Here is a 21,197-nt window from a genome sequence, read left to right as displayed (position 1 = left end):
AGTAATCCTTTCATTGTGTTGTTGCCTTACCTTTGTGCGTTCTGTTGACGCATCTTTCAGGATCGGGCAAATGTTTGCATGGCTGAGTATAAGGAAAGAACAGGGTTCTGGAAGCGAAATATCCTGGATTCCGCGTTGAGATCATATTTTATAACTTTGACTTAACATTATTTTGACATGATAAACAAAAAGCCCGACGCACGCAGTGTGCTGTCGGGCTTTTCAGCTAGCAGATGAAACTTACTGTATTTGCTGCTTTTTATCGTGCTGGTGGTTGACCCAAGCGTTAACAACCAGCGTCACAAACAGAATGCCAAATACCACGCCTAACGAGATAGCGATCGGGATATGGTAGAAATCGACGATCAGCATCTTAATACCGATAAACACCAGAATGACCGACAAGCCGTACTTCAGCATGGAGAAACGCTCCGCCACGCCCGCCAGCAGGAAGTACATCGCACGCAGACCCAAAATAGCAAACAGGTTCGAGGTCAGCACGATGAACGGGTCGGTGGTCACGGCAAAGATAGCCGGAATACTGTCGACGGCAAAAATCACATCGCTCAGCTCAACCAGAATCAACACCAGCATCAGCGGCGTAACAAACAGCAGGCCGTTTTTACGCACGAAGAATTTTTCATCTTCGATGGTATCGGTCATGCGCAAATGACCGCGCAGCCAGCGTACTAACGGTCTGTCGCCAATACCGGAGGCATCTTCTTTCGCCAGCGCCATCTTCACGCCGGTAAACAACAGGAACGCGCCGAACACGTACAACAGCCACTCAAACTGGGTGATAAGCCAGCTGCCCGCGAAGATCATGATCGTACGCAGCACAATCGCACCCAGCACGCCATACACCAGTACCCGACGCTGCAACGCAGGCGGCACGGAGAAGTAGCTGAAGAGCATCAACCAGACAAAGACGTTATCTACTGCCAGTGATTTTTCGATCAAATAGCCGGTAAGGAACGCCAGCGCCTGTGGGTCGGCAACGGCTCGCCCCTGGGTTTCCGCCAGGTACCACCAGAAGGCAGCGTTAAACAGTAACGACAGCGTTACCCAGACGATTGACCAGGCCGCAGCCTGCTTCATTGACATCGTATGCGCGCCACGACGCCCCTGCAACAGCAGGTCGATGGCCAGCATAATTACCACTACGACAGCGAAGCCACCCCATAACAACGGTGTGCCGACAGTATTCATTGTATTTCCCCATGCATAAAAAAAACGGCCAACGCCGAATGACGTTAGCCGCTGCTTTTTATGCATAGACCTTGCCATTCGGCAAGGTCTCACTTACAACAACAAAGGAATACGGTGGCGTATTCCTTTGTTATCGCCCGGTGACCGGATGTGGTTTTTCACACATCGTAATGACGATCAACCGACAACGAAGTTACTCCCCTTTGCGGGTTACAAAATATTACAGGCCATGCTTTCAGTCAATGGCCTGCAACATTCGTTTTACACACCTTTACGCAGTCAGCGATGTTTCCGCTTCGTCTGCCGGGAAAACCACGCCGGTCTGGCGGCGAATCTCCGTTTGCAGTTTGGCGGTGATACAGCTGACAGCCAGTGCCGGGTGATCCACTTCGCCGGATTCAACCAAATGGGCAAACGCCTCTGCCTCATACAGCATAGTATTGATGTGTTGAGGCGTCGTCAGATCCTGCGTTTTCCCACCGCGTGGCACGAAGCACACCTTTTGGCATTCGGAGATATGCTCGATGACCAGCGATCCCGACTCGCCCTGAATTTCACTGGCTAATACCGAGTCGCTTACTTTTGAGTGCTGGAGAGTAACGCTGAAATCACCGTAATTCAGCACCACCACGCCGTGGGCATCCACGCCACTTTCCAGCAGGCTGGCGCTGGCCTGAACGCTCAGCGGTTCGCCCCACAGCGCAACCGCTGAGGCCAGGCAGTAAAAACCGATATCCATAATCGAGCCATTGGAGAATGCCGGATTAAACGTGTTCGGATTTTCACCGTCCAGATAGCGCTGGTAACGCGAGGAGTACTGGCAGTAATTGATAAACGCTTTCCTGATTTTTCCTACTCTGGGTAGTGATTGCTGTAACTGCAGGAAATTAGGCAGGTAGGCGGTTTTAAACGCTTCAAACAGCACGACCTGATTCTCACGCGCGCAGGCGATAGCGGCTTCGGCTTGCGCCAGATTGGAGGCCAGCGGCTTTTCGCAAATAACATGCTTTTTGTGCCGCAAAAACAGCTCAGTCTGTGGAAAGTGCAGGGAGTTCGGGCTGGCGATATAGACAGCGTCGATTGCCTCGCTTTGCGCCATCGCTTCCAGTGAGGTAAACAGATGTTCGACAGGGTAATCGTTGGCGAAGGTCTGTGCCTGCTCAAGGCTACGGGAATAGACTGCGGTTAACTTATACTTGCCGGTTTCATGGGCGGCATCGACAAACTGGCGGGTGATCCAGTTTGTGCCAATTACTGCGAAACGTATCATAAAGGCCTTCAGGCTGCGAAAAGGGATTCTTTCGTCAATTTAGCATGCCCTGAAGACAAAGCCAGTGCGCGACTACGCAGTTTGCTTTAACGATTGTTGCGTTAACCACAGGCGGGTATCGAACTCCAGTTGATGATACTGAGGCTCCATATGACAGCAAAGCTGGTAAAACGCTTTGTCGTGCTCTTTTTCCTTCAGATGCGCCAGTTCATGAACGACGATCATGCGTAAAAAGGGTTCTGGGGCGCTGCGAAACACGGTGGCGACGCGGATCTCCGCTTTGGCTTTGAGCTTACCGCCCTGCACGCGAGAGACGGCGGTATGCAGCCCCAACGCATTCTTCAGAACGTGGATCTTGCTGTCATACATGACTTTATTCAGCGGCGGGGCGTTACGCAGAAACTGATTTTTCAGATCCTGAGTATATTGCCAGAGCGCTTTGTCGGTCGCGAAGTCATGCGTACCCGGATAGCGCTTCTCCAGCACTGCGCCCAGGCGTTGCTCAGCAATCAGCGTTCTCACTTGAGAAAGCAAATGTTCCGGGTAGCCCTGGAGGTAAGTTAGTTGGTTCATTCATGTCCACGCAAATCATAAAAGTGTATACTCACGCACCCTTTTCAGGGATACGCCGAAATTTTACCATTCAGGAGGGCCGATGAGCCACATAGACAACGGTTTCCGTTCGCTGTCACTTAAACGTTTCCCGGAAACGGATGACGTTAACCCGCTGCTGGCGTGGGAAGCTGCAGATGAATATCTGCTGCAACAGCTGGACGATACCGAGATTAGCGGCCCGGTGCTGATCCTGAATGATACCTTCGGCGCGCTGGGCTGTGCGCTGGCGGAACATACGCCGTACAGCATCGGCGATTCCTATCTCAGCGAGCTTGCCACGCGCGAGAACCTGCGTCACAACGATATTGCCGAGTCGAGCGTCAAGTTCCTCGACAGTACCGCTGACTATCCGCAGGCGCCGGGCGTGGTGCTGATTAAGCTGCCAAAAACCATGGCGCTGCTGGAGCAGCAACTGCGTGCGCTGCGCGAAGTGGTAACACCAGAAACGCGCATCATCGCCGGGGCAAAAGCGCGTGATGTACATACCTCGACGCTGGAACTGTTTGAAAAAGTGCTGGGTCCAACCACCACTACGCTGGCGTGGAAAAAAGCCCGATTGATCAACTGTACGTTTAGCAAACCGGAGCTGGCCGCTGCCTCGCAAACGTTAAGCTGGAAGCTGGAAGGCACCGACTGGACTATCCATAACCACGCCAATGTCTTCTCCCGTACCGGGCTGGATATCGGCGCGCGCTTTTTTATCGAGCATCTGCCGGAAAACCTCGAAGGGGAGATTGTTGACCTTGGCTGCGGTAACGGTGTTATCGGTATGACGCTGCTGGCGAAAAACCCAGAAGCCAGTGTGGTATTTGTTGATGAATCGCCAATGGCGGTGGCTTCAAGCCGCCTGAACGTGGAAAGTAACATGCCTGAAGCACTGGATCGCTGCGAGTTTATGATTAACAACGCGCTGTCTGGCGTCGAACCGTTCCGCTTTAACGCCGTGCTGTGCAACCCACCGTTCCACCAGAAGCACGCGCTGACGGATAACATTGCCTGGGAAATGTTCCACCACGCCCGTCGCTGCCTGAAAATCAACGGTGAGCTGTATATTGTGGCTAACCGTCACCTCGACTACTTCCACAAGCTGAAGAAGATTTTCGGCAACTGCGTAACCATCGCCACCAATAATAAATTCGTGGTGCTGAAAGCGGTCAAAACCGGTCGCCGTCGGTAATAGCGGGTGCCGGATGCGGCTAACGCCTTATCCGGCCTACGAAATACATCCTGTTAAATTTCCAGTGCCAGCCTGGTGCCTTGCGCAATAGCGCGTCGGGCATCCAGTTCCATCGCCACATCGCAGCCGCCGATCAGATGCACCGTTTTACCTGCCGCGTGCAGCGGATCGACCAGTTCACGGCGCGGCTCTTGTCCGGCGCAAATCACCACGTTATCCACGTTAAAGATCACCGGTTCACCGTTCAACACAACGTGTAACCCATCATCATCAATCTTCTGATAGCTGACTGCCGGGATCATTTTCACGCCGCGTGAGAGCAGGGTGGCGCGATGGATCCAGCCCGTCGTTTTACCTAAACCTTGCCCCGGTTTGCTGGCTTTTCGCTGTAACATCACTATCTGGCGAGGGCTGCGGGATAGGTGCGGACCTTCCGGGCGTAAGCCGCCAGGTTGTTGCAGGCTGGTGTCGATCCCCCATTCCACGCAGAACTCCGCAATGTTCTGGCTGGTGGGTTCACCGGGTTGACTCAGATACATTGCGGTATCGAAACCGATCCCGCCGCAGCCCACGATCGCCACGCGTTTACCCACCGGCGTTTTATCGCGCAGCACGTCGAGATAGCTCAGCACTTTAGGATGATCGATCCCCTCGATCGGCGGCATGCGTGGCTCGATCCCACTGGCAAGGATCACTTCGTCGAAGGTGTGCAGATCGTGTGCGCTGACAAAGTGATTCAGCTTCAGGGTCACGCCAGTCACGTCGATCATTCGGCGGTAGTAGCGCAGGGTTTCATAAAATTCTTCTTTGCCGGGGATCTGTTTGGCGATATTAAACTGCCCGCCAATCTCGCCATGTGCGTCAAACAGCGTCACGTGATGCCCGCGCGCTGCGGCATTAATGGCGAAGGCGAGGCCCGCAGGCCCCGCACCGACAACCGCCAGATTTTTCGGCACAGCTGCCGCAACGATCGGCATTTTGGTTTCATGGCAGGCGCGCGGATTGACCAGGCAAGAGGTGACTTTGCCGACGAAGATCTGATCCAGACAGGCCTGGTTACAGCCGATACAGGTGTTGATCTCATCTGCGCGTCCGGTTTGCGCTTTTGACAGCAGCTCGGCATCGGCGAGGAACGGACGGGCCATCGACACCATATCGGCATCGCCTTGGGCCAGAATGTCATCGGCGACCTGGGGATCGTTAATGCGGTTGGTGGTGACCAGTGGGATTGTCACATGCCCTTTTAGCTTACGCGTCACCCAACTAAACGCGCCGCGCGGTACCGGGGTAGCGATAGTGGGAATACGCGCCTCATGCCAGCCAATACCGGTGTTAATAATGGTGGCCCCCGCGGCTTCTATAGCCTGCGCCAACTGAACGGTTTCGTCGAAGGTTCCGCCGTTTTCCACCAGATCGAGCATCGACAGGCGGAAGATAATAATAAAGTCATTCCCGGCACGCTGACGTACCGCTCGCACTACCTCAACGGCAAACCGCATGCGGTTGGCATACTCACCGCCCCATTGGTCATCGCGCTGGTTGGTACGCAGTGTCAGGAATTCGTTGATGAGATACCCTTCCGACCCCATCACTTCCACGCCATCGTAGCCCGCTTCCCGCGCCAGCTGTGCGCAGTGGGCAAAATCTTCAATCAACTGCAGCACTTCATCGTGCGTTAATTCATGTGGCGTAAAGCGGTTAATGGGTGCCTGAATAGCAGAAGGTGCCACCAGATGCGGCTGGTAGCTATAACGTCCGGTGTGCAGGATCTGCAGGGCGATTTTACCGCCTTCATCATGCACAGCATCAGTAATGACTCGATGGTGAGCAAGCTGGCTGGTGTCGTTCAGCATCGCACCGCCTTCCATTCCCACGCCGGAAAGCGCAGGCGCAATGCCTCCACTCACAATTAACGCTACGCCGTGACGGGCGCGCTCGGCGTAGAACGCGGCCAGCCGTTCTGCACCATCAGGATACTCTTCCAGCCCGGTATGCATTGAACCCATCAGCACGCGGTTTTTAAGCGTGGTGAAGCCTAAATCGAGCGGGGCGAACAGCGACGGATAGCTCATAAAGGTGTCCAGTATGTAAAATTATTGTTATGTGGTCGGATGAGTTAATAATTTAGCCGTCGCCGCGTAAAAGGGAAAAGGGGAATGCCGTGATTGTGATGGGATTCAAAAAAGGAGTGGAGCCAGAGGACGAATATGCCGGATATCGGTGCAAGCACCTAATCCGGCCTGTGAAAATGTGTCTTTGTAGGCCGGATAAGCGAAGCGCCATCCGGCGTTATGTCACAGATTACTGTTTTTTAAGAAAATCGTTATACAGCATATAGAGATGCGCCGCGCTCCAGGAGAAATTCGGTGCACCCTGCTGTGCGCCGGTCAGCGGGTTATAGTTTTCCTGAATCGGACCGTCAGCGGTGAGGCCTTTGGCGTGGCTGAAGAAGGTATCCGCCAGTTTTAACGCGTCATCGCGATAGCCGTAACGCTCCATCCCTTTTAGCCCGAACCAGAACTGATCCACCCAGACGCGCCCGCGCCAGTAGATATCCGCGCCGAAAGCCGGGTTGGTCAGCGCCGCCGTGCCAAGCGGGACAAAGGTGTTGAACTCTTTGGGGTCGAGCATCACCTTAACCACCGCGTCCGCATGGGGCTGCGTTGCTGCGCCGTTAAACAGCGGCGACCAGCCTTCCGGCCCTTTGCCACGTTCGACGATCGGTTTACCCGCACAGCCGTTTGCCAGCGGTTGCTCCTCAATACGAACGTCGTAAAAGAATTTTGTTGCCGGGTCGAACATGCAGGTGTTGATGTAATCTGCGAGGTTTTGCGCCAACTGGCGATAGCGCTGCGCCTCTTGGTGTTTGCCGAGCAGGGTCGCCATCTGCGCCAGATAATGGTTGTCGCTGTACATGTAGCTGGCCTGATCGACTGACTCCTGCAACAGCGAGTAACCCAGCAAGTTACCGTCTTTACTGCGGTTTTCGGCAAATTTCACCACCCAGTCGCTGCGTTTTCCACCGCCAGCGACGTATTTATCCAGTTGATCTTTATCGATAAAACCGAATACAGCCGCATCGTCACGACCGGACTCCCACGAGGCGGCAACCTGTGCTGGGATCTCCAGGCTGTCATACTGACCCTTATCGATCACGGTGGCGTAGTTGTTAAGCCCGGAGAGCGTTTCTTCCTTGTCGCCTTTTTTCACCGTAAACAACATTTCGCCGCGGTCAGTATTGTGGGCTTTATCGCGGGTAGCACCGTATTCCGGCACGCCGTTGCCGTTGTGATCGCGGTTACGCAACCACCAGTCGTGGTACGCCACCAGCTTCGGATACATCTCCTCCAGCCAGGCCTTGTCTTTGGTAACGTTGTAGACTTCCATCACCGACCACGCCGCCAGGCTGGGTTTGGTGTTGCGCTCGTTCCAGTTACCGCCGTCGCCGCCGCGTTCCGGGCTGAGATTCCAGGCAATCAGGTCGGGAATGAATCCGGCATCCTGCGGGCGAACCGGATCACCGGGTTTAACCTGCCATGAAAAGACGGCGCGAATATTCTCTTTGGCGATCTCCGGGTTAAAGTGCGCCATAGCGAAGGCCTGCTTCCAGGTGTCCCACGGCCAGGTTTGGTTGCCGGAGAACCAGCGGCCGGTGACCGATGGCGTCACGGTATTGTGTTTTACCGCACCGCCTGGCGAGCGCCAGTTGCCGTTTAGCGTTTCAATAGCTTTTACCGCGACCCGGGTTTGTTCCGTTGTGGCATCCGGGTTGGTTAAGCCTTTTTGCAGATAATCTGCCCAGCGCTTTTGTGATGCAGCAAGATACCAGGCCGGGCGCGCCAGAATATCGCGGATCTGCGGCTGCTCTTTCGCCACATCCTCGGCGGTAAGCAGATGAGACCAGGTGGTGTAAATGGTTGTCGAACCACTGATATGGGCCTTCCCCGTAAAGCGATGACCGTTAACCGTGGTTTTCATAGCGACAGATTTATGCACCTGATACTCCGACTCACCGGAGGTGAGCAGATCCCAGGTTGAGCGCACTTTGCCGAAGGTGACTTTCAGACCGTCGTGCGTGGCGGTGATTTTGCGCTGATAGCCAGGGAATTCGCTATCAATGGTTTTATCCGACAGCGCTTTTCCCTCTTTGGCTTCCAGTTTCTCCAGCAGCTCGCCGTCCCACACCAGATCCAGCGGCGTGTTGCTGGTGATTTTGGTTTCCAGCAGCGAGGTGCGCGGGCTGGCAAAACGCAGCGTCATCTCTATTTGCACATGCTTAGATGACAGCTTTTGCACCAGCGCGCCGGGAATGCTGTAGGCCTCAAGCGCGAAATCGACCTTTTTACCGTGCTGGTACACCGTCAGACGGTCAAAATTATTGGCCATAAAATTGATGTATTCTTCGGTCAGCAACGCCACGCCTGGAAAGCCGCCCATCGTTGCAGGGCCGTCCGGGAGCAAATGACCGTGCCAGGCGCCGAGATCGAAAAATGGATTAAAGCGCTGGTGGTCGTCGTGATCGTAGTCATGCATGTAGCCCGGCGCACCGGTGCGATTAATGATGTTTTTAAAGTCGTTAGCACTGGCGGCATGTGCGGAGAAGTTCATCAGCAGGATACAGGCCAGCGGCGTAAGAATAGGTTTCATGTTCATGGTGTTCCGGTCCTTGTTACCAATAGAAATATTGCATCAGGAAGATTTGGTCGCTCGGGTCGCCAGATGCATTCTGCATATAGAACCGACTGTCGAAGGCGGTAGCGAAACGGCCGCCGCCGTATTCATACCAGATACCGAACTGCATAAAGGAAGTGGTTTCGTCCTCGGCGCGATCCGGTTGGTGTTTGGCGTAGCTATAAGCAGTGGAGAGGTAAACGCCTTTTAGCGCTTCATACATCGCGCTGACCATGTAGCCGGTTTCGGTGCCGGGCACATCCAGCCCGTCGGCGCGGCCCGTGTGGTGCCAGGCGCGGGCGGCGAAGTTGGGCGAAAGGATGCCGGTCAGGAACAGCTGTCCGGTACCATCTGTTATCTCCAGGCCGTTCATCCAGGTTACGCCTTCAGTCAGGTCGTACTGGATATAGCCGTTCATCATGGCTGGATAGGTATATTTATCGTCGTAGCGATCGTATTTACCAAAGTGCAGCCAGGCTTTGCTCTCGTCGTGGTGTCCGGCGGGCGTTGCTGTCACGCTGTAGCGCAAAGGACCGGTCAGGTTTTGCACCTTAATGGCAGTCATGATGTCACGGGTGTTGGGAATAACGTAGCCCAGGTCTGGAGTGAAATCCCCCCACCATTGCAGGTCATCCAGCGAAGAGTCCTGGCGCAGGCTGAGCATCAGCTCCGTTCTGTCATTGGTACGATAACCGCCGTAAAAGCGGTTGATCCCGCCCTCGAATCCGCCCCAGCTATGGTCAGGAACCCAGGCATTGCCCTGATGGTCGGCCTGCACGGTCCAGCCCTCGCCGTAGATCAGACCAAACCAAGAGCCGTGTTTTATCTCCAGGCCACCTTCTATATAGGTACCATCACTGTATTTATGTTTGTCTTGTCCTTCTAAATCCATATATCCTCCCATGCCCAATTCGCCATAAAAGCGAAATGAGGGGGAAGATATTTCTGGCGTTTTCGTGTCGTCGTGTTCTGCAGGGCGAACTTCTTCTGCACCCAGAGAGGAGACGCAGAAAAAGGGCAGGGCAATAATTGCCCTGCAACAATGGCTAATGTTTTTCATGCTTCGATCCTAAGCAAATAAAATTTAATTTTTATTGTTATATACCCGTCATACTTCAAGCTGCATGTGCGTTAGCTACGTTCGTTCACCTCAGTCACATAGTTATCTATGCTCCTGGGAATTCACTCACTTGCCGCCTTCATGCAACTCGAATTATTTTGGTTATAGCCTTGGCGAGTATTATTTATTGTTATTATGTTTTAGTCATTAATTGATATCTGAAGCAGGGGCCGCCTCAACAGCTTTTTCTTCTTTGGTTAGCCCTTTGATATATTTACTGTATTTCCACCAGGCAAAACCGAGGAAAATAACAATCCCACCGACGTTATAGAAAATAATGGTTATGATATTGCCGCCGGTTGGGAAGGTAGAGGCAATAAATCCGATGGTGAAAAGAACGATCAGCATCGACACCACAACAATGCCGGTTTTTTGCGAACCCATACGGAAGTCGCGCGGTAAGTGGTCCAGTTTTGCACGCAGATTCAGGTAAGCCAGCATAATAAACAGCGGCGGCAGCATCGAGGCGGCGGCGGTCATGTTGATGATAGTGTTCATTAAATCCTGCACGGTATTGGAACCGAGCGTCGGGATAATCATCAGCGGGATAACGATCAGGAACTGGATCCATGCTGCACGGGCCGGGACGCCGTTTTCATTCAGTTCGACGGTTTTTTTACCGAAAATACCCGCCGGAATTTCAGAGAAGAAGATCTTCACCGGCGTTGCGGTCCACATCAGCAGGGAGCCGAACATCGCGGTAAAGGAGACCAGGCCGACAAAGCGGTTCACGACCAACTCCGGCAGGCCGAAATATGCCGCCAGGCCGTGGAATACCTGCACCGATCCACCGGTAAACTTCAGCTCTTTGCTGCTGACGAAGACGTTAATCAGCACCGAGGAGATGGAATAGAGTACGCCGATAAAAATTCCGGCAATGATAATGACCTTCACGAATGATTTGGAGCCGCCCTTGACGTCGTTGACGTAAACCGCCACCGACTCCGCGCCGCCTGCCGCCATAAAAATCCAGGTGGTGATACCGAGGAAGGCCCAGTTAAAATTCGGGATCATTGCGTCTACGGTGATAGGGTCAGCAGGCTGTACGCCACCAACCAGCGCCGTACCTGCCAGTAAAATATAGGACAGCGTCAGCAGCAGCATCAACGTGGAGGTGACCGAGGTAATCGGCCCTAACATTTTTGCACCATTGGTCGAAACCCAGGTGGAGAAGGCAAACAGCACCATACTTAACACGGTGGTTGCGAACGGCGTCAGAATGTATTCGTAGCCTAAAAAAGCATATGAGGCGTAGGCAATAACGCGGGGCAAAAGCGAGGTAAAAAAGAACAGGTTAACGAACCAGTAGGTGTAGGCAGTAATAAATGCCCAACGTCCACCCAGCGAACTTTTTACCCATGCGTAGACACCGGCTTCGGAGTTTTTATTCAGCGAAACAAATTCGGCGATGATTAAGCAAAACGGAATAAAGTAGAAAATCGTCGCGAGGAAAAACATCGGTGCGGATGCCAGACCAAGCTCAATATTATTGTTGATTACGTTATTAAAACTATAAACCGCGGCAAAGGTGAGTGAAAGTAAGCCGAACTTGCCGATGGTATTACGTTTGGTATCAGACATAGCACATCTCCGATTCCTGATTATTATAGGGTACTGGCGGCGCAACGTCGGCGCCGCCTGTGTTTTTATTTATTATGAAAATAACCATCTTCGATGGTGACTTTGAGTACGACTTTTTTCACTGCGTTATTACAAATAAAACGATAGGCTTCATGGTTGTCACAAATAACCATTTGTCCTTCGTGCACTTCGACGGTTTTTCCACAACCTTTCAGATATTCGCGATCGGTTTCATCGCGATAATATTCAACCACCTGGAGATCCTCTTTGGCGGCATACTCTATTTTTTGCTGCCCTTGCAGGTAGTAATGGATCTCAAAATAACGACGATGACCGGTAAACAGCGCATCGGTCGCGGAGTCTGTCTCCACGCGGTAGCTCAGGGAATCACCGATAGAGTGGGCGACGCCTGGCTGAATATTGTCAATATTTTCAATAGCCTCGACGCAGCGTTGCCATTTCCGACCTGAAGCATAGCGTTGCTGGAACTGCTCTAAGTTGTCGATGATCCTCATTTTGTATTCTCGCTGTGCATATTCGTGGAAAAGAACCCGGTGCCAAAGGCGCGGTTGGCGGTGGTTTGAGCGCCAGATTCGCTGCCGGAAACCGGCAACAACGTGAAGCCGTAGCTGAATGACGTAAACCAGACGCGCCAGGAATCGAGTACTTCACTTCCCCACGAGTTGGAACCTAAGCCCAGCAACTGGTTGTCCAGATTCAGGGTGATGTCATCGCTACGCTGTAGCGCGTTGCAGTGTTGTGCGGCAAAGATATTTTCCGGCGTATAGCGCCAGGCGCTCAGGTTGACAGGGCGCTGCGGGACCACCAGCAGGCCGTTGCCGTGGCGGTTGGTTAGCGTTGCCCAACGCACGTCCTGACGATTGCCGTTGTTTTGCGGGAAAGGATAATTTTCGAACATCTCATCCACGCTGCTGCGCCAGATGTCGATGATGTTGGCCTGCTGGCTATCGGCATAGTTTTCACCGGGACCACGTCCGTAATACGCCACCTGGCCCAAATCACCGTTGATGCCCATCGTGAAACCGATGCACGGAATAATGTCCCGGTACTCGCCGTAAGGCTGGCCAGAAAGTTCCACATTCAGCTGACCGTCCGCGGCAATGCGCCAGCGATAGGTGCAGCGCATACCGAAATCGAATACCGGCGGGGCGATAATGGTCTGGCTGGTTATCAGCAGCGCATCATCGGTTTGCTCAAGGGTAAATTCGCGCAGATGCTCCTGCATAATCTGTAAATGATTCGGCTGCCAGAGGCCTTCGAACTCTTGCTTGTGGTTATCAATGGTCGGTTTGAAGAAATTAATCTTCGGCTCGCGGGTAATCAGCTCTTCGCCATTGACGTTCCAGGCGATCGGTTTACCGGTCAGCTTTGAAAAGGTCAGATGGAAGTTATAACCGCGAACGGTGCAGCTCTGGCGGCTGTCTTCCAGCGTCAGAGGGTTGGCGTTTTGCAGGCTAAACGGTACGGCAGCCGCCGTTCTGGCCTTCAGCGGGAACTGATAAGTCGCGATGTGATGCCCGGCTTCGCTGTATGACGTGCGGGAATCTTTCGTCACGGTGACGTTAAGGAACGCTTCGCGCGCATCCAGCTCCGGCAGTGCGCATTGCAGCAGCGCGTCGCTGTTGGGAGGAACGTCGCGCAGTTTTATCTGCTGAACAGAGAGCGTATCTCCTTCGGCGCGAACCTCAATATGCAAGGTGTAGTCGTCAAGCGTGGTGAACCAGAGTTTGTTTTCTACCCGTAGCTCGCCGCGGGCCAGATCCTGTGCGCGCACTTTCACCGGCGCAATTACCTGCTTGTACTCTTTCAGTCCCGGTCCTGGGGTTTGATCGGAATAAATCAGGCCATCAAGGCAGAAGTTGTAGTTGTTCGGATAGTCGCCGTAGTCGCCGCCATATTTGTACCAGACGTTGCCGTCGTCATCTTTAGCCTGAATCCCGTGATCGCACCACTCCCAGACATAGTGCCCCTGAATGCAATCATGCTGATAGAAGACGTTCTGATATTCCGTTAGCCCGCCGGGACCGTTGCCCATGGCGTGAGCATATTCACAGATGATGCGCGGTTTAGGATGCGGATATTCACCAAACTCATTCATCAGCGGCACGCGGGTGTACATGGTGGAGATGATATCCACCACTTCAGCGTCACGATCTTCTTCGTAATGGATCAGACGCGTGTCATCCAGCGCTTTCGCAGCGTGATACATGGCGCGGATGTTACAGCCGTATCCGGATTCGTTACCGAGCGACCAGATGATGATCGAAGGGTGATTTTTCTGCGCATGGACGTGGCGCACGATGCGCTCAACGTAGACATTTTCCCACAGTGGATCGTCGGTGATCCGACTGATATCGCCGATATTGGCGAAGCCGTGAGATTCAACGTCTGTTTCGGCCATCACGAACAGGCCGTAGATATCGCACAATTCATAGAAACGCGGATCGTTCGGGTAATGGGCGGTGCGTACGGAGTTGATGTTGTGCTGCTTCATTAACAGCAGATCTTTTTCAACGCGATCCATACCGACCGCGCGGCCCTTAAGATGATCGTTATCGTGGCGGTTAACGCCATGCAGCATCACGTAGCGGTTATTGATGTAAAACAGACCGTCGCGAACTTTAATATCGCGGAATCCAACGCGCTGTGGCACGACCTCAAGGATGTTGCCGCTGGCATCTTTCAGCGTCATCACCAGATGGTAGAGATACGGCGATTCCGCAGACCACTGCTGCGGCGCGCTAACCTTGAAATGAAAAGCGGTCTGCGTTTGTTTATCCACTTTCAGGGCGTTAATCACACCGCTATGCAGTGCCTTCTCACCGTCAAACAAGGTGTATTCGAGCGACGCTATCGCTGGCGTGGAGGCCAGGTTTTCCAGCGCAATGTCGCAGGAGAGGGTGGCGTCGCGATAGTCATCATCGAACTCGGTGCGAACGGTAAAATCTTGAATGTGGGTCGCCTGTTTGCCGACCAGATAGACGTCGCGGAAAATTCCCGCCGACCACCACATATCCTGGTCTTCAACGTAGGTGGAATCAGCCCATTGCATTACGCGAACGCACAGCAGGTTATCACCGGTCTTCACCACCGCGCTGATATCAAATTCGGCCGTCAGGCGACTGCCTTTGCTGAAGCCAACGTACTGACCATTCACGTAAACTTCGAAGTAGGTTTCTACGCCATCAAACTTAATCAGCGTCTGTTTGCCCTGCCAGCCTTCGCTGAGGGTGAAAATACGCTGATAGGCCCCGGTGGGGTTATTGGTCGGAACGTAGGGGACATCAATCGGGAAAGGAAAACCTTCGTCGGTATACTGCAGCTTGCCGTGTCCTTCCATCTGCCACATGCCGGGGACGGTGATGCTGCCCCAGTCACTCATAAACTGCGACGTAAAGGCTTCCGGCACCTGCAGCGGATGCTCAAAGAACTGAAAATTCCACTGACCGCTTAGCAGCTGAAAGAGACTGCTGGTTTCGCGGGCAAACGAGCGAGCCTGCGCAACGGAGTCGTAAGAGAAAAAATATGCGCGTGGCGCCAGTCGATTTTCGTGGGTGAGCTGAATGTTTTCCCAGCGATTCATAAGGCCTCCCGGTGGAGAAAAATCGGAACCATTCATTGTAATGGTGGGTAAGTGTAATTGATGGTGATTTTAGTAAAAGTTTTACTAAAATATAGCGGGTGAGGTGATTTACTTTAACTGGATCACGAAAATAATTCGGACGCGGAAAAGAATGCATGACAATGCGCGCCCGGCATCAGAAGAAACCGGGCGGGTTAACGGGGGATTTCAGCGGGTGGTGCCGCGCAGTTTTAGCTTGCTGGGAACAAAAACCAGCAGGGGAAGCGCACGCCCGTCACGGGCTTTTTCGAACAGCAGGTTGACGCCCTGACTGCCCATCATTTCCGAATGAATGCGAATGGTGGAAAGCGGAGGAAAGGTGAAACGCGCCGTTGGGATATCATTAACGCTAATCAGCGAAATATCCTGCGGAATATTCAGACCACGCTCGTGGATGGCGCGCAGAACGCCAATGGCAATCGAGTCTGAAGCCACAAACAAGGCGCTGGGATAGTCGGGTTTCGCCAGCATTTCTTTAGCCAGTTCATAGCCTGATGAACTGGAGAAACCGCCGCGATAGATATCCTGTTCAGAAACGACCTGCTGTAGACGACCGTATTCGACAAACGCGGCTTCGCGGATATCGGCCTTGCCTGGCTGGTCTTCGCCACCGATGAAACCAATGCGGGTGACGCCCTGGGCAATGAAGAAGTCGATGCTCTCTTTGCTGATGCGGGCCAGATCGATATCGACGGCGTCATATTCGCTGCCGGATTCATGGAAATCGATAAAGCAGATGTTGTCGGTAAGCGCTGTTGCCGCCTCGCGCAGAGCGGGAGAAGGCTTGCCGACAATAAGAATGCCGGTAATGTGTTTGCCCTCCGGCAGACCACTGTGCTCATAGCAGTTGGTCAGTTCGATCCCGAGTTTCTCACACTGGGTTTCAATCCCATGGCGGATCGCGAGGTAGTAAGGATCGTTGATTTCCAAATCTTGCTGATAGCTGTAGAGCGCCAGAATATGCTGGGTGCCGAGCGCGCTGGTCTGGTTCTTTCGGGCGCTGCTGGTTTTGTACTCCAGCTTTTCCGCGATCTCCAGAATGCGATGCTTAGTCTCTTCTTTTACATTCAGCGTGGGGTCATCGTTTAAAACCCGGGACACTGTCGCCAGGGACACGCCAGCTTCGATTGCGATGTCTTTAAGTGTTGCCATGTTTGCCTTTTCCCTGAGTTACCTGCGCATTGTAAATGAAGTGCTTATCTATTCATCTGTTTTCAGTAAAAAAAGCATGATTAATTGACATGCTCGGGGTAAAACTGGGCTTTCAGAGTGTGATGAGTACGTCATTTCCCCGCTTTTGAGAACAATGCCCGGAAAATATTTTGCTAGTATTTAGTAAAATTTTACCAAAGGAGAAAACAATGGATACCGTCGCATTTGCTGATTTTGCCCGAATGGAAATACGTGTTGGAAAAATCGCACAGGTAAAGCGCCATGACAATGCCGATAAGCTGTATATCGTACAGGTAGATGTGGGAGAGCGTACGCTGCAAACCGTAACCAGCCTGGTGCCTTACTACAGTGAAGAGGAGTTGATGGGCAAAACGGTGGTGGTGCTGTGTAATCTGCAAAAGGCCAAAATGCGCGGTGAGACATCAGAGTGCATGCTGCTGTGTGCGGAAACCGACGACGGTAGTGAAAGCGTACTGTTGACGCCAGAACGCCTTATGCCTGCTGGTGTGCGGATTGTTTAAGTTAGGCTAATTGCCGGATGGCGGCTGCGCCTTATCCGGCCTACAAAAGAGTGTCTTTTATAGGCCGGGTAAGGTTGTTACATTTGCTCCACGCTCACCCGTAATGCTGCCAGGGCTTTGCGTGTCGATCGCAATACCAGATCGCATTGCTCGATCGTTAACGTCAACGGCGGTTCGATGCGGATCGTCTTTGCATTGTTAAGCGTGCCGGCAACCAACACCCGCTGGCGGAACATCTCACTGGCAAAGTTGTAGCCGATTTCATTATCGACAAACTCAATCGCCATCAGCATGCCCTTACCGCGTACATCATGCACCAGGTCCGGGTATTCCCGCGCAAGCTGGCGGAAACCATCCAGCAACATATCGCCTTTCTGCTCCGCCTGAGCCGGTAAGTTTTGCTCCAGCAGGACGTTAATGGTGGCCAGCGCAGCCGCACAAGCGAGCGGGTTGCCGCCAAACGTGGTGGTATGCAGGAAAGGATTGTCGAACAGGACGGAGAACACCTCTTCGGTGGCAATGGTCGCGCCAATTGGCATCACACCGCCGCCCAACGCTTTGGCCAGGCACATAATGTCGGGTTGCACGTTTTCGTGTTCGCAGGCGAACATCTTGCCGGTACGCCCCATGCCGGTTTGCACTTCGTCAAGGATCATCAGCGCGCCAAACTCATCGCAAAGTTTACGAACGGCGGTCAAATAACCTTGCGGCGGCAGGATCACTCCTCCTTCACCCTGGATCGGCTCGAGGATCACAGCTGCGACATCGTCACCGGTCTTTTTACACTCGCTGAGCATGGTGCGCATTGCGTTAATATCGCCAAACGGCACATGACGGAAGCCCGGCAGCAGCGGCATAAAAGGTTTACGGAAGGTGGATTTAGCCGTAGCGGACAGCGCGCCCAGTGATTTACCGTGGAATGCGCCGCTGGTGGCAATAAACGTAAATTTACCGCGCGGCGATTGATATGCTTTCGCCAGCTTCAGGGCGGCTTCAACCGACTCGGTCCCGCTGTTACAGAAAAAACTGTATTTCAGTTTACCGGGCGCCAGTGCGGCGAGGGTTTTTGCCAGCATGGCCCGCAGAGGGTCAAGTAACTCCTGGCTGTGCAGAGGTTGTTTCGCGAGTTGATTCTGTACGGCGGAAACCACGACTGGATTACGGTGCCCCACGTTGAAAATTCCAAAACCACCCAGGCAATCGACGAACTCCTGCCCCTGGGTGTCGACAAGCGTATTCAGGCTTCCCGCTTGCCACTCTACGGCTCCGTAATCCCCGCCTGCAGTTACAGATTTTCGATACTCTAAGAACCCCGGATTGACATGCTCCTTGAAGTACTCAATCACCTCTCGGTTTAACGATTTCATTTCCTCATGATCAAGCGTGCGCTTTTCGATGAGATTCAGTGCGTGTGCGCTGCAGGCCAGGGCCGATGCGCTGGAAGGTAACCTGTTCAAAATATGCTCCCGGAGCTCGCGTATCACATGATACTGATTTAAGTATTGCAGGGATTGCGCCATTCCGGCGCGCTTAGCAAAAATCGGGATAAATACCAGGAATCATCTCATTTGCGCAACATTTAATGCCATATTTTAACATTTGCTGGCATTTTGCCCAGGTCAGAAGCCTGAAAACAGATCGAGTAAACGCAAATTTGCGCTAAAAATGGGCAATATTTGCACTGTGACGGTGCGCTGGTAGAAGTGACGTTGAATAGTTACTAGATGAAAGTATTTTAAATCAATGGATTAGAATGCGTACAGATTTTGAGGTTTAATCGCAAATTGCGATCTAAATCAAATTTAACAACTAAAGATAAAAAAATTATCGCCGAAATAACATAAGCCGAAAGAGTTAACAACCAGATAACCTGCACAGGACGCAATCATGTCTTCTCATCCCTACGTTAGTCAGCAAAATACACCGCTGGATGATGATATCACCCTCATGTCTACCACCGATTTACAAAGCTATATCACCCATGCGAACGATACATTTGTCCAGGTCAGTGGCTATCAGCTGAATGAATTGCTCGATAAGCCGCACAATCAGGTTCGTCATCCGGACATGCCAAAAGCGGCGTTTGCGGATATGTGGTACACCCTGAAGCAGGGCGAGCCATGGAGCGGGATTGTGAAAAACCGGCGTAAGAATGGCGATCACTACTGGGTGAGGGCCAATGCGGTGCCGATGGTGCGGGAAGGACGCGTGACCGGGTATATGTCGATTCGTACCCGGGCAACTGACGAGGAAATTGCGGCGGTAGAGCCTTTATATAAAGCGCTGAACGAAGGACGTTGCAACCGGCGTATTCATAAAGGGCTGGTGGTACGCAAAGGCTGGCTGGGTAAACTGCCGGCGATGCCGATTCGCTGGCGGGTGCGCAGCGTGATGGCATTCCTGTTTGTCCTGCTAGCGGTCGCATTGCAGCAAATGGGCGCCGAATGGCCGTTACTGCTGATGAGCGCGTTGGTGATGGTGCTGGGAACGGCTATTTTCGAATGGCAAATTGTGCGTCCTATTGAGAATGTCACCCGTCAGGCGCTGAAAGTGGCGACCGGTGAGCGGAACAGCGTGTCGCATCTTAACCGTAGTGATGAACTAGGCCTGATGCTACGAGCAGTGGGCCAGCTTGGGTTAATGTGTCGCTGGCTCATTCACGACGTCTCCAGCCAGGTGAGTTGCGTGCGCAGCGACAGCGAAACGCTGGCGAAAGGCAGCGATGATTTAAACAAGCATACGCAGCAGACTGTCGAGAACGTGCAGGAAACGGTGACCACCATGAATCAGATGGCGGCATCGGTGAAACAAAACTCAGAGACCGCCGCCGCGGCCGATAAGCTCTCTATTGCCGCCAGTAGCGCGGCAACGCACGGCGGTGAGGCGATGGATACCGTCATCAAAACCATGGACGATATCGCCAACAGCACCCAGCGGATCGGCACCATTACGACGCTGATTAACGATATTGCCTTCCAGACCAACATTCTGGCTTTGAATGCCGCTGTTGAAGCCGCGCGGGCGGGCGAGCAAGGGAAAGGGTTCGCCGTGGTGGCGGGAGAAGTACGTCATCTTGCTAGCCGTAGCGCCAGTGCAGCCAATGATATCCGCAAGCTGATTGATGCCAGCGCTGACAAGGTGCAGTCCGGATCTGACCAGGTTCACGCCGCAGGACGCACGATGGACGATATTGTGGCGCAGGTGCAAAACGTCACTCAGCTGATCGCCCAAATCAGCCACTCCACGCTGGAACAGTCAGATGGTCTTTCCAGCCTGACCCGTGCGGTGAATGAGCTGAGCAACATTACACAGAAAAACGCCGAACTGGTTGAAGAGAGTGCGCAGATTTCCGCGATGGTGAAACATCGCGCGGGTCGTCTGGAAGATGCGGTTACGGTGCTGCATTAATACTAAAAATACAGGCGGAACGTCAGGCATATGGGTTCCGCCTGCTGTGCAGATTAATCCAGCTGAGTAATATCCAGCGCAGCGCGATCGATAATACCGATGATTTTTTTGATCTGCGCATCGCTGGTATCACCATGATTGACGCGTAGATCCAGCACGGCTTTGAAGTTTTCCAGCGCGCGTTTCATCTGTGGATTTTTGCGTAATTCAAAACCTACGCAGCGGGCTTTAATCCGTTCGTGGATATGTTCCAGATGTTCACGGTTCTCATCCAGCCACTGCTGGCCCTGAGTCGTGATCGCAATCTGTTTACGCCCACCTTCCTCGTCGCTGACGGTGATCAGTGCCTGATCCTGCAAGAAATCCAGCGTTGGATAGATAACGCCCGGGCTTGGGGTGTAATTACCCTGGGTCAGGGTTTCAATCGCTTTAATCAGCTCATAGCCGTGGCTGGCGTCGCGGGTCAAGATATCCAGAATCACCAGGCGTAATTCGCCGTGGCCAAAGAACCGCTGACGACGACCACCGCCGCCACCACGACCGTGGCGATGTCCGCAACCCTGCTCGTGGTGATGTTCTTTGTTACAACCTTCATGGCGATGTTCTTCACCTTTGCAGCAACCTGCATGGTGCTCGTTGTGGCGGCCTTCATGGTGATGTCCTTCACCCTTGCAGCAGCCTTCGTGTTGGTGCTCTGTGTGCTTACAGCAACCTTCATGATGGTTTTGCATCATCGTCTCCTGATGTTATTTAGATATATCTAATTTATATCTAAAAATTATCAGTTTGCAAGTCTACAAATTATATTC

The 21,197-nt window shown here is 52.9% G+C and carries 15 protein-coding genes; 3 read left to right on the top strand and 12 right to left on the bottom strand.

Going from position 1 to position 21,197, the window contains the following annotated elements; genetic code table 11:
- Positions 1-240: 240 nt before the first annotated feature.
- The 3 genes from BZK40_RS15640 to BZK40_RS15630 all read right to left on the bottom strand — a co-directional run bounded on the left by BZK40_RS15640 (position 241) and on the right by BZK40_RS15630 (position 3,052).
- A complete protein-coding gene (locus tag BZK40_RS15640; RefSeq protein ID WP_048216385.1) occupies positions 241-1,209 on the bottom strand; it encodes a TerC family protein in 969 nt (322 codons plus the stop codon).
- A gap of 271 nt (positions 1,210-1,480) precedes the next feature.
- Positions 1,481-2,479, bottom strand: a complete 999-nt coding sequence (locus BZK40_RS15635) for a Gfo/Idh/MocA family protein (RefSeq protein WP_079934939.1) — start codon at positions 2,477-2,479, stop codon at positions 1,481-1,483.
- Positions 2,480-2,551: 72 nt separating this feature from the next.
- Positions 2,552-3,052 carry a M48 metallopeptidase family protein gene (locus tag BZK40_RS15630; RefSeq protein WP_008785867.1) on the bottom strand — a complete coding sequence of 167 codons (501 nt, stop codon included), beginning with the start codon at positions 3,050-3,052 and terminating at the stop codon, positions 2,552-2,554.
- A gap of 82 nt (positions 3,053-3,134) precedes the next feature.
- Between BZK40_RS15630 and rlmG the strand changes: the two genes are divergently transcribed.
- Positions 3,135-4,271, top strand: a complete 1,137-nt coding sequence (rlmG, locus tag BZK40_RS15625; protein WP_008785866.1) for a 23S rRNA (guanine(1835)-N(2))-methyltransferase RlmG — start codon at positions 3,135-3,137, stop codon at positions 4,269-4,271.
- A gap of 53 nt (positions 4,272-4,324) precedes the next feature.
- Here rlmG and BZK40_RS15620 read toward each other — a convergent pair whose 3' ends face one another.
- The 7 genes from BZK40_RS15620 to ebgR form a co-directional block, all read right to left on the bottom strand.
- Positions 4,325-6,343 (bottom strand): NADPH-dependent 2,4-dienoyl-CoA reductase, encoded by a 2,019-nt coding sequence (locus BZK40_RS15620; protein WP_079934938.1) that lies wholly within the window; start codon positions 6,341-6,343, stop codon positions 4,325-4,327.
- A gap of 229 nt (positions 6,344-6,572) precedes the next feature.
- On the bottom strand, positions 6,573-8,924 hold the full coding sequence (gene ygjK / locus BZK40_RS15615; RefSeq protein ID WP_071445955.1) for an alpha-glucosidase: 2,352 nt from the start codon (positions 8,922-8,924) through the stop codon (positions 6,573-6,575).
- A gap of 16 nt (positions 8,925-8,940) precedes the next feature.
- Entirely contained in the window at positions 8,941-10,002 is a 1,062-nt protein-coding gene (gene ygjJ / locus BZK40_RS15610; RefSeq protein WP_079934937.1) for a protein YgjJ, read from the bottom strand.
- Positions 10,003-10,209: 207 nt separating this feature from the next.
- Positions 10,210-11,643 (bottom strand): amino acid permease, encoded by a 1,434-nt coding sequence (locus BZK40_RS15600; RefSeq protein WP_057067542.1) that lies wholly within the window; start codon positions 11,641-11,643, stop codon positions 10,210-10,212.
- A 65-nt stretch (positions 11,644-11,708) separates the two neighbouring features.
- Positions 11,709-12,158: a beta-galactosidase subunit beta gene (locus tag BZK40_RS15595; protein WP_003828536.1), complete on the bottom strand. Its 450-nt coding sequence runs from the start codon at positions 12,156-12,158 to the stop codon at positions 11,709-11,711.
- Positions 12,155-15,247, bottom strand: a complete 3,093-nt coding sequence (gene ebgA / locus BZK40_RS15590; protein ID WP_079934936.1) for a beta-galactosidase subunit alpha — start codon at positions 15,245-15,247, stop codon at positions 12,155-12,157. Before ebgA ends, BZK40_RS15595 begins: the two co-directional genes overlap by 4 nt.
- A 207-nt stretch (positions 15,248-15,454) precedes the next feature.
- Positions 15,455-16,438: a transcriptional regulator EbgR gene (ebgR, locus tag BZK40_RS15585; protein ID WP_079934935.1), complete on the bottom strand. Its 984-nt coding sequence runs from the start codon at positions 16,436-16,438 to the stop codon at positions 15,455-15,457.
- 209 nt (positions 16,439-16,647) lie between these two features.
- Here ebgR and BZK40_RS15580 point away from each other — a divergent pair, with 209 nt between their 5' ends.
- The gene (locus BZK40_RS15580; protein WP_016157522.1) at positions 16,648-16,980 is read left to right on the top strand and encodes a tRNA-binding protein; all 333 of its coding nucleotides are present in this window, start codon (positions 16,648-16,650) and stop codon (positions 16,978-16,980) included.
- 77 nt (positions 16,981-17,057) lie between these two features.
- On the opposite strand, the gene ygjG is transcribed toward BZK40_RS15580, so the two are convergent.
- Complete coding sequence (ygjG, locus tag BZK40_RS15575) at positions 17,058-18,437, bottom strand: putrescine aminotransferase (protein ID WP_167371260.1); 1,380 nt, start codon at positions 18,435-18,437, stop codon at positions 17,058-17,060.
- 430 nt (positions 18,438-18,867) lie between these two features.
- Between ygjG and BZK40_RS15570 the strand changes: the two genes are divergently transcribed.
- Positions 18,868-20,388: a methyl-accepting chemotaxis protein gene (locus BZK40_RS15570; RefSeq protein ID WP_079934933.1), complete on the top strand. Its 1,521-nt coding sequence runs from the start codon at positions 18,868-18,870 to the stop codon at positions 20,386-20,388.
- Positions 20,389-20,441: 53 nt separating this feature from the next.
- Here BZK40_RS15570 and BZK40_RS15565 read toward each other — a convergent pair whose 3' ends face one another.
- The gene (locus tag BZK40_RS15565; RefSeq protein ID WP_165612482.1) at positions 20,442-21,122 is read right to left on the bottom strand and encodes a PadR family transcriptional regulator; all 681 of its coding nucleotides are present in this window, start codon (positions 21,120-21,122) and stop codon (positions 20,442-20,444) included.
- Positions 21,123-21,197: the final 75 nt, after the last annotated feature.

Source organism: Citrobacter portucalensis, from assembly GCF_002042885.1.
Classification (GTDB): Bacteria; Pseudomonadota; Gammaproteobacteria; order Enterobacterales; family Enterobacteriaceae; genus Citrobacter; species Citrobacter portucalensis.
The sequence above is the reverse complement of the archived record's forward strand: the minus strand, read 5'-3'. Positions and strand labels throughout refer to the sequence as shown.

What these genes read in the sequence shown, in the direction of transcription:
- BZK40_RS15640 (WP_048216385.1), bottom strand. Translation starts at nt 1,209, where the DNA reads ATGAATACTGTCGGCACACCGTTGTTATGGGGTGGCTTCGCTGTCGTA.
- BZK40_RS15635 (WP_079934939.1), bottom strand. Translation starts at nt 2,479, where the DNA reads ATGATACGTTTCGCAGTAATTGGCACAAACTGGATCACCCGCCAGTTT.
- BZK40_RS15630 (WP_008785867.1), bottom strand. Translation starts at nt 3,052, where the DNA reads ATGAACCAACTAACTTACCTCCAGGGCTACCCGGAACATTTGCTTTCT.
- rlmG (WP_008785866.1), top strand. Translation starts at nt 3,135, where the DNA reads ATGAGCCACATAGACAACGGTTTCCGTTCGCTGTCACTTAAACGTTTC.
- BZK40_RS15620 (WP_079934938.1), bottom strand. Translation starts at nt 6,343, where the DNA reads ATGAGCTATCCGTCGCTGTTCGCCCCGCTCGATTTAGGCTTCACCACG.
- ygjK (WP_071445955.1), bottom strand. Translation starts at nt 8,924, where the DNA reads ATGAACATGAAACCTATTCTTACGCCGCTGGCCTGTATCCTGCTGATG.
- ygjJ (WP_079934937.1), bottom strand. Translation starts at nt 10,002, where the DNA reads ATGAAAAACATTAGCCATTGTTGCAGGGCAATTATTGCCCTGCCCTTT.
- BZK40_RS15600 (WP_057067542.1), bottom strand. Translation starts at nt 11,643, where the DNA reads ATGTCTGATACCAAACGTAATACCATCGGCAAGTTCGGCTTACTTTCA.
- BZK40_RS15595 (WP_003828536.1), bottom strand. Translation starts at nt 12,158, where the DNA reads ATGAGGATCATCGACAACTTAGAGCAGTTCCAGCAACGCTATGCTTCA.
- ebgA (WP_079934936.1), bottom strand. Translation starts at nt 15,247, where the DNA reads ATGAATCGCTGGGAAAACATTCAGCTCACCCACGAAAATCGACTGGCG.
- ebgR (WP_079934935.1), bottom strand. Translation starts at nt 16,438, where the DNA reads ATGGCAACACTTAAAGACATCGCAATCGAAGCTGGCGTGTCCCTGGCG.
- BZK40_RS15580 (WP_016157522.1), top strand. Translation starts at nt 16,648, where the DNA reads ATGGATACCGTCGCATTTGCTGATTTTGCCCGAATGGAAATACGTGTT.
- BZK40_RS15570 (WP_079934933.1), top strand. Translation starts at nt 18,868, where the DNA reads ATGTCTTCTCATCCCTACGTTAGTCAGCAAAATACACCGCTGGATGAT.
- BZK40_RS15565 (WP_165612482.1), bottom strand. Translation starts at nt 21,122, where the DNA reads ATGATGCAAAACCATCATGAAGGTTGCTGTAAGCACACAGAGCACCAA.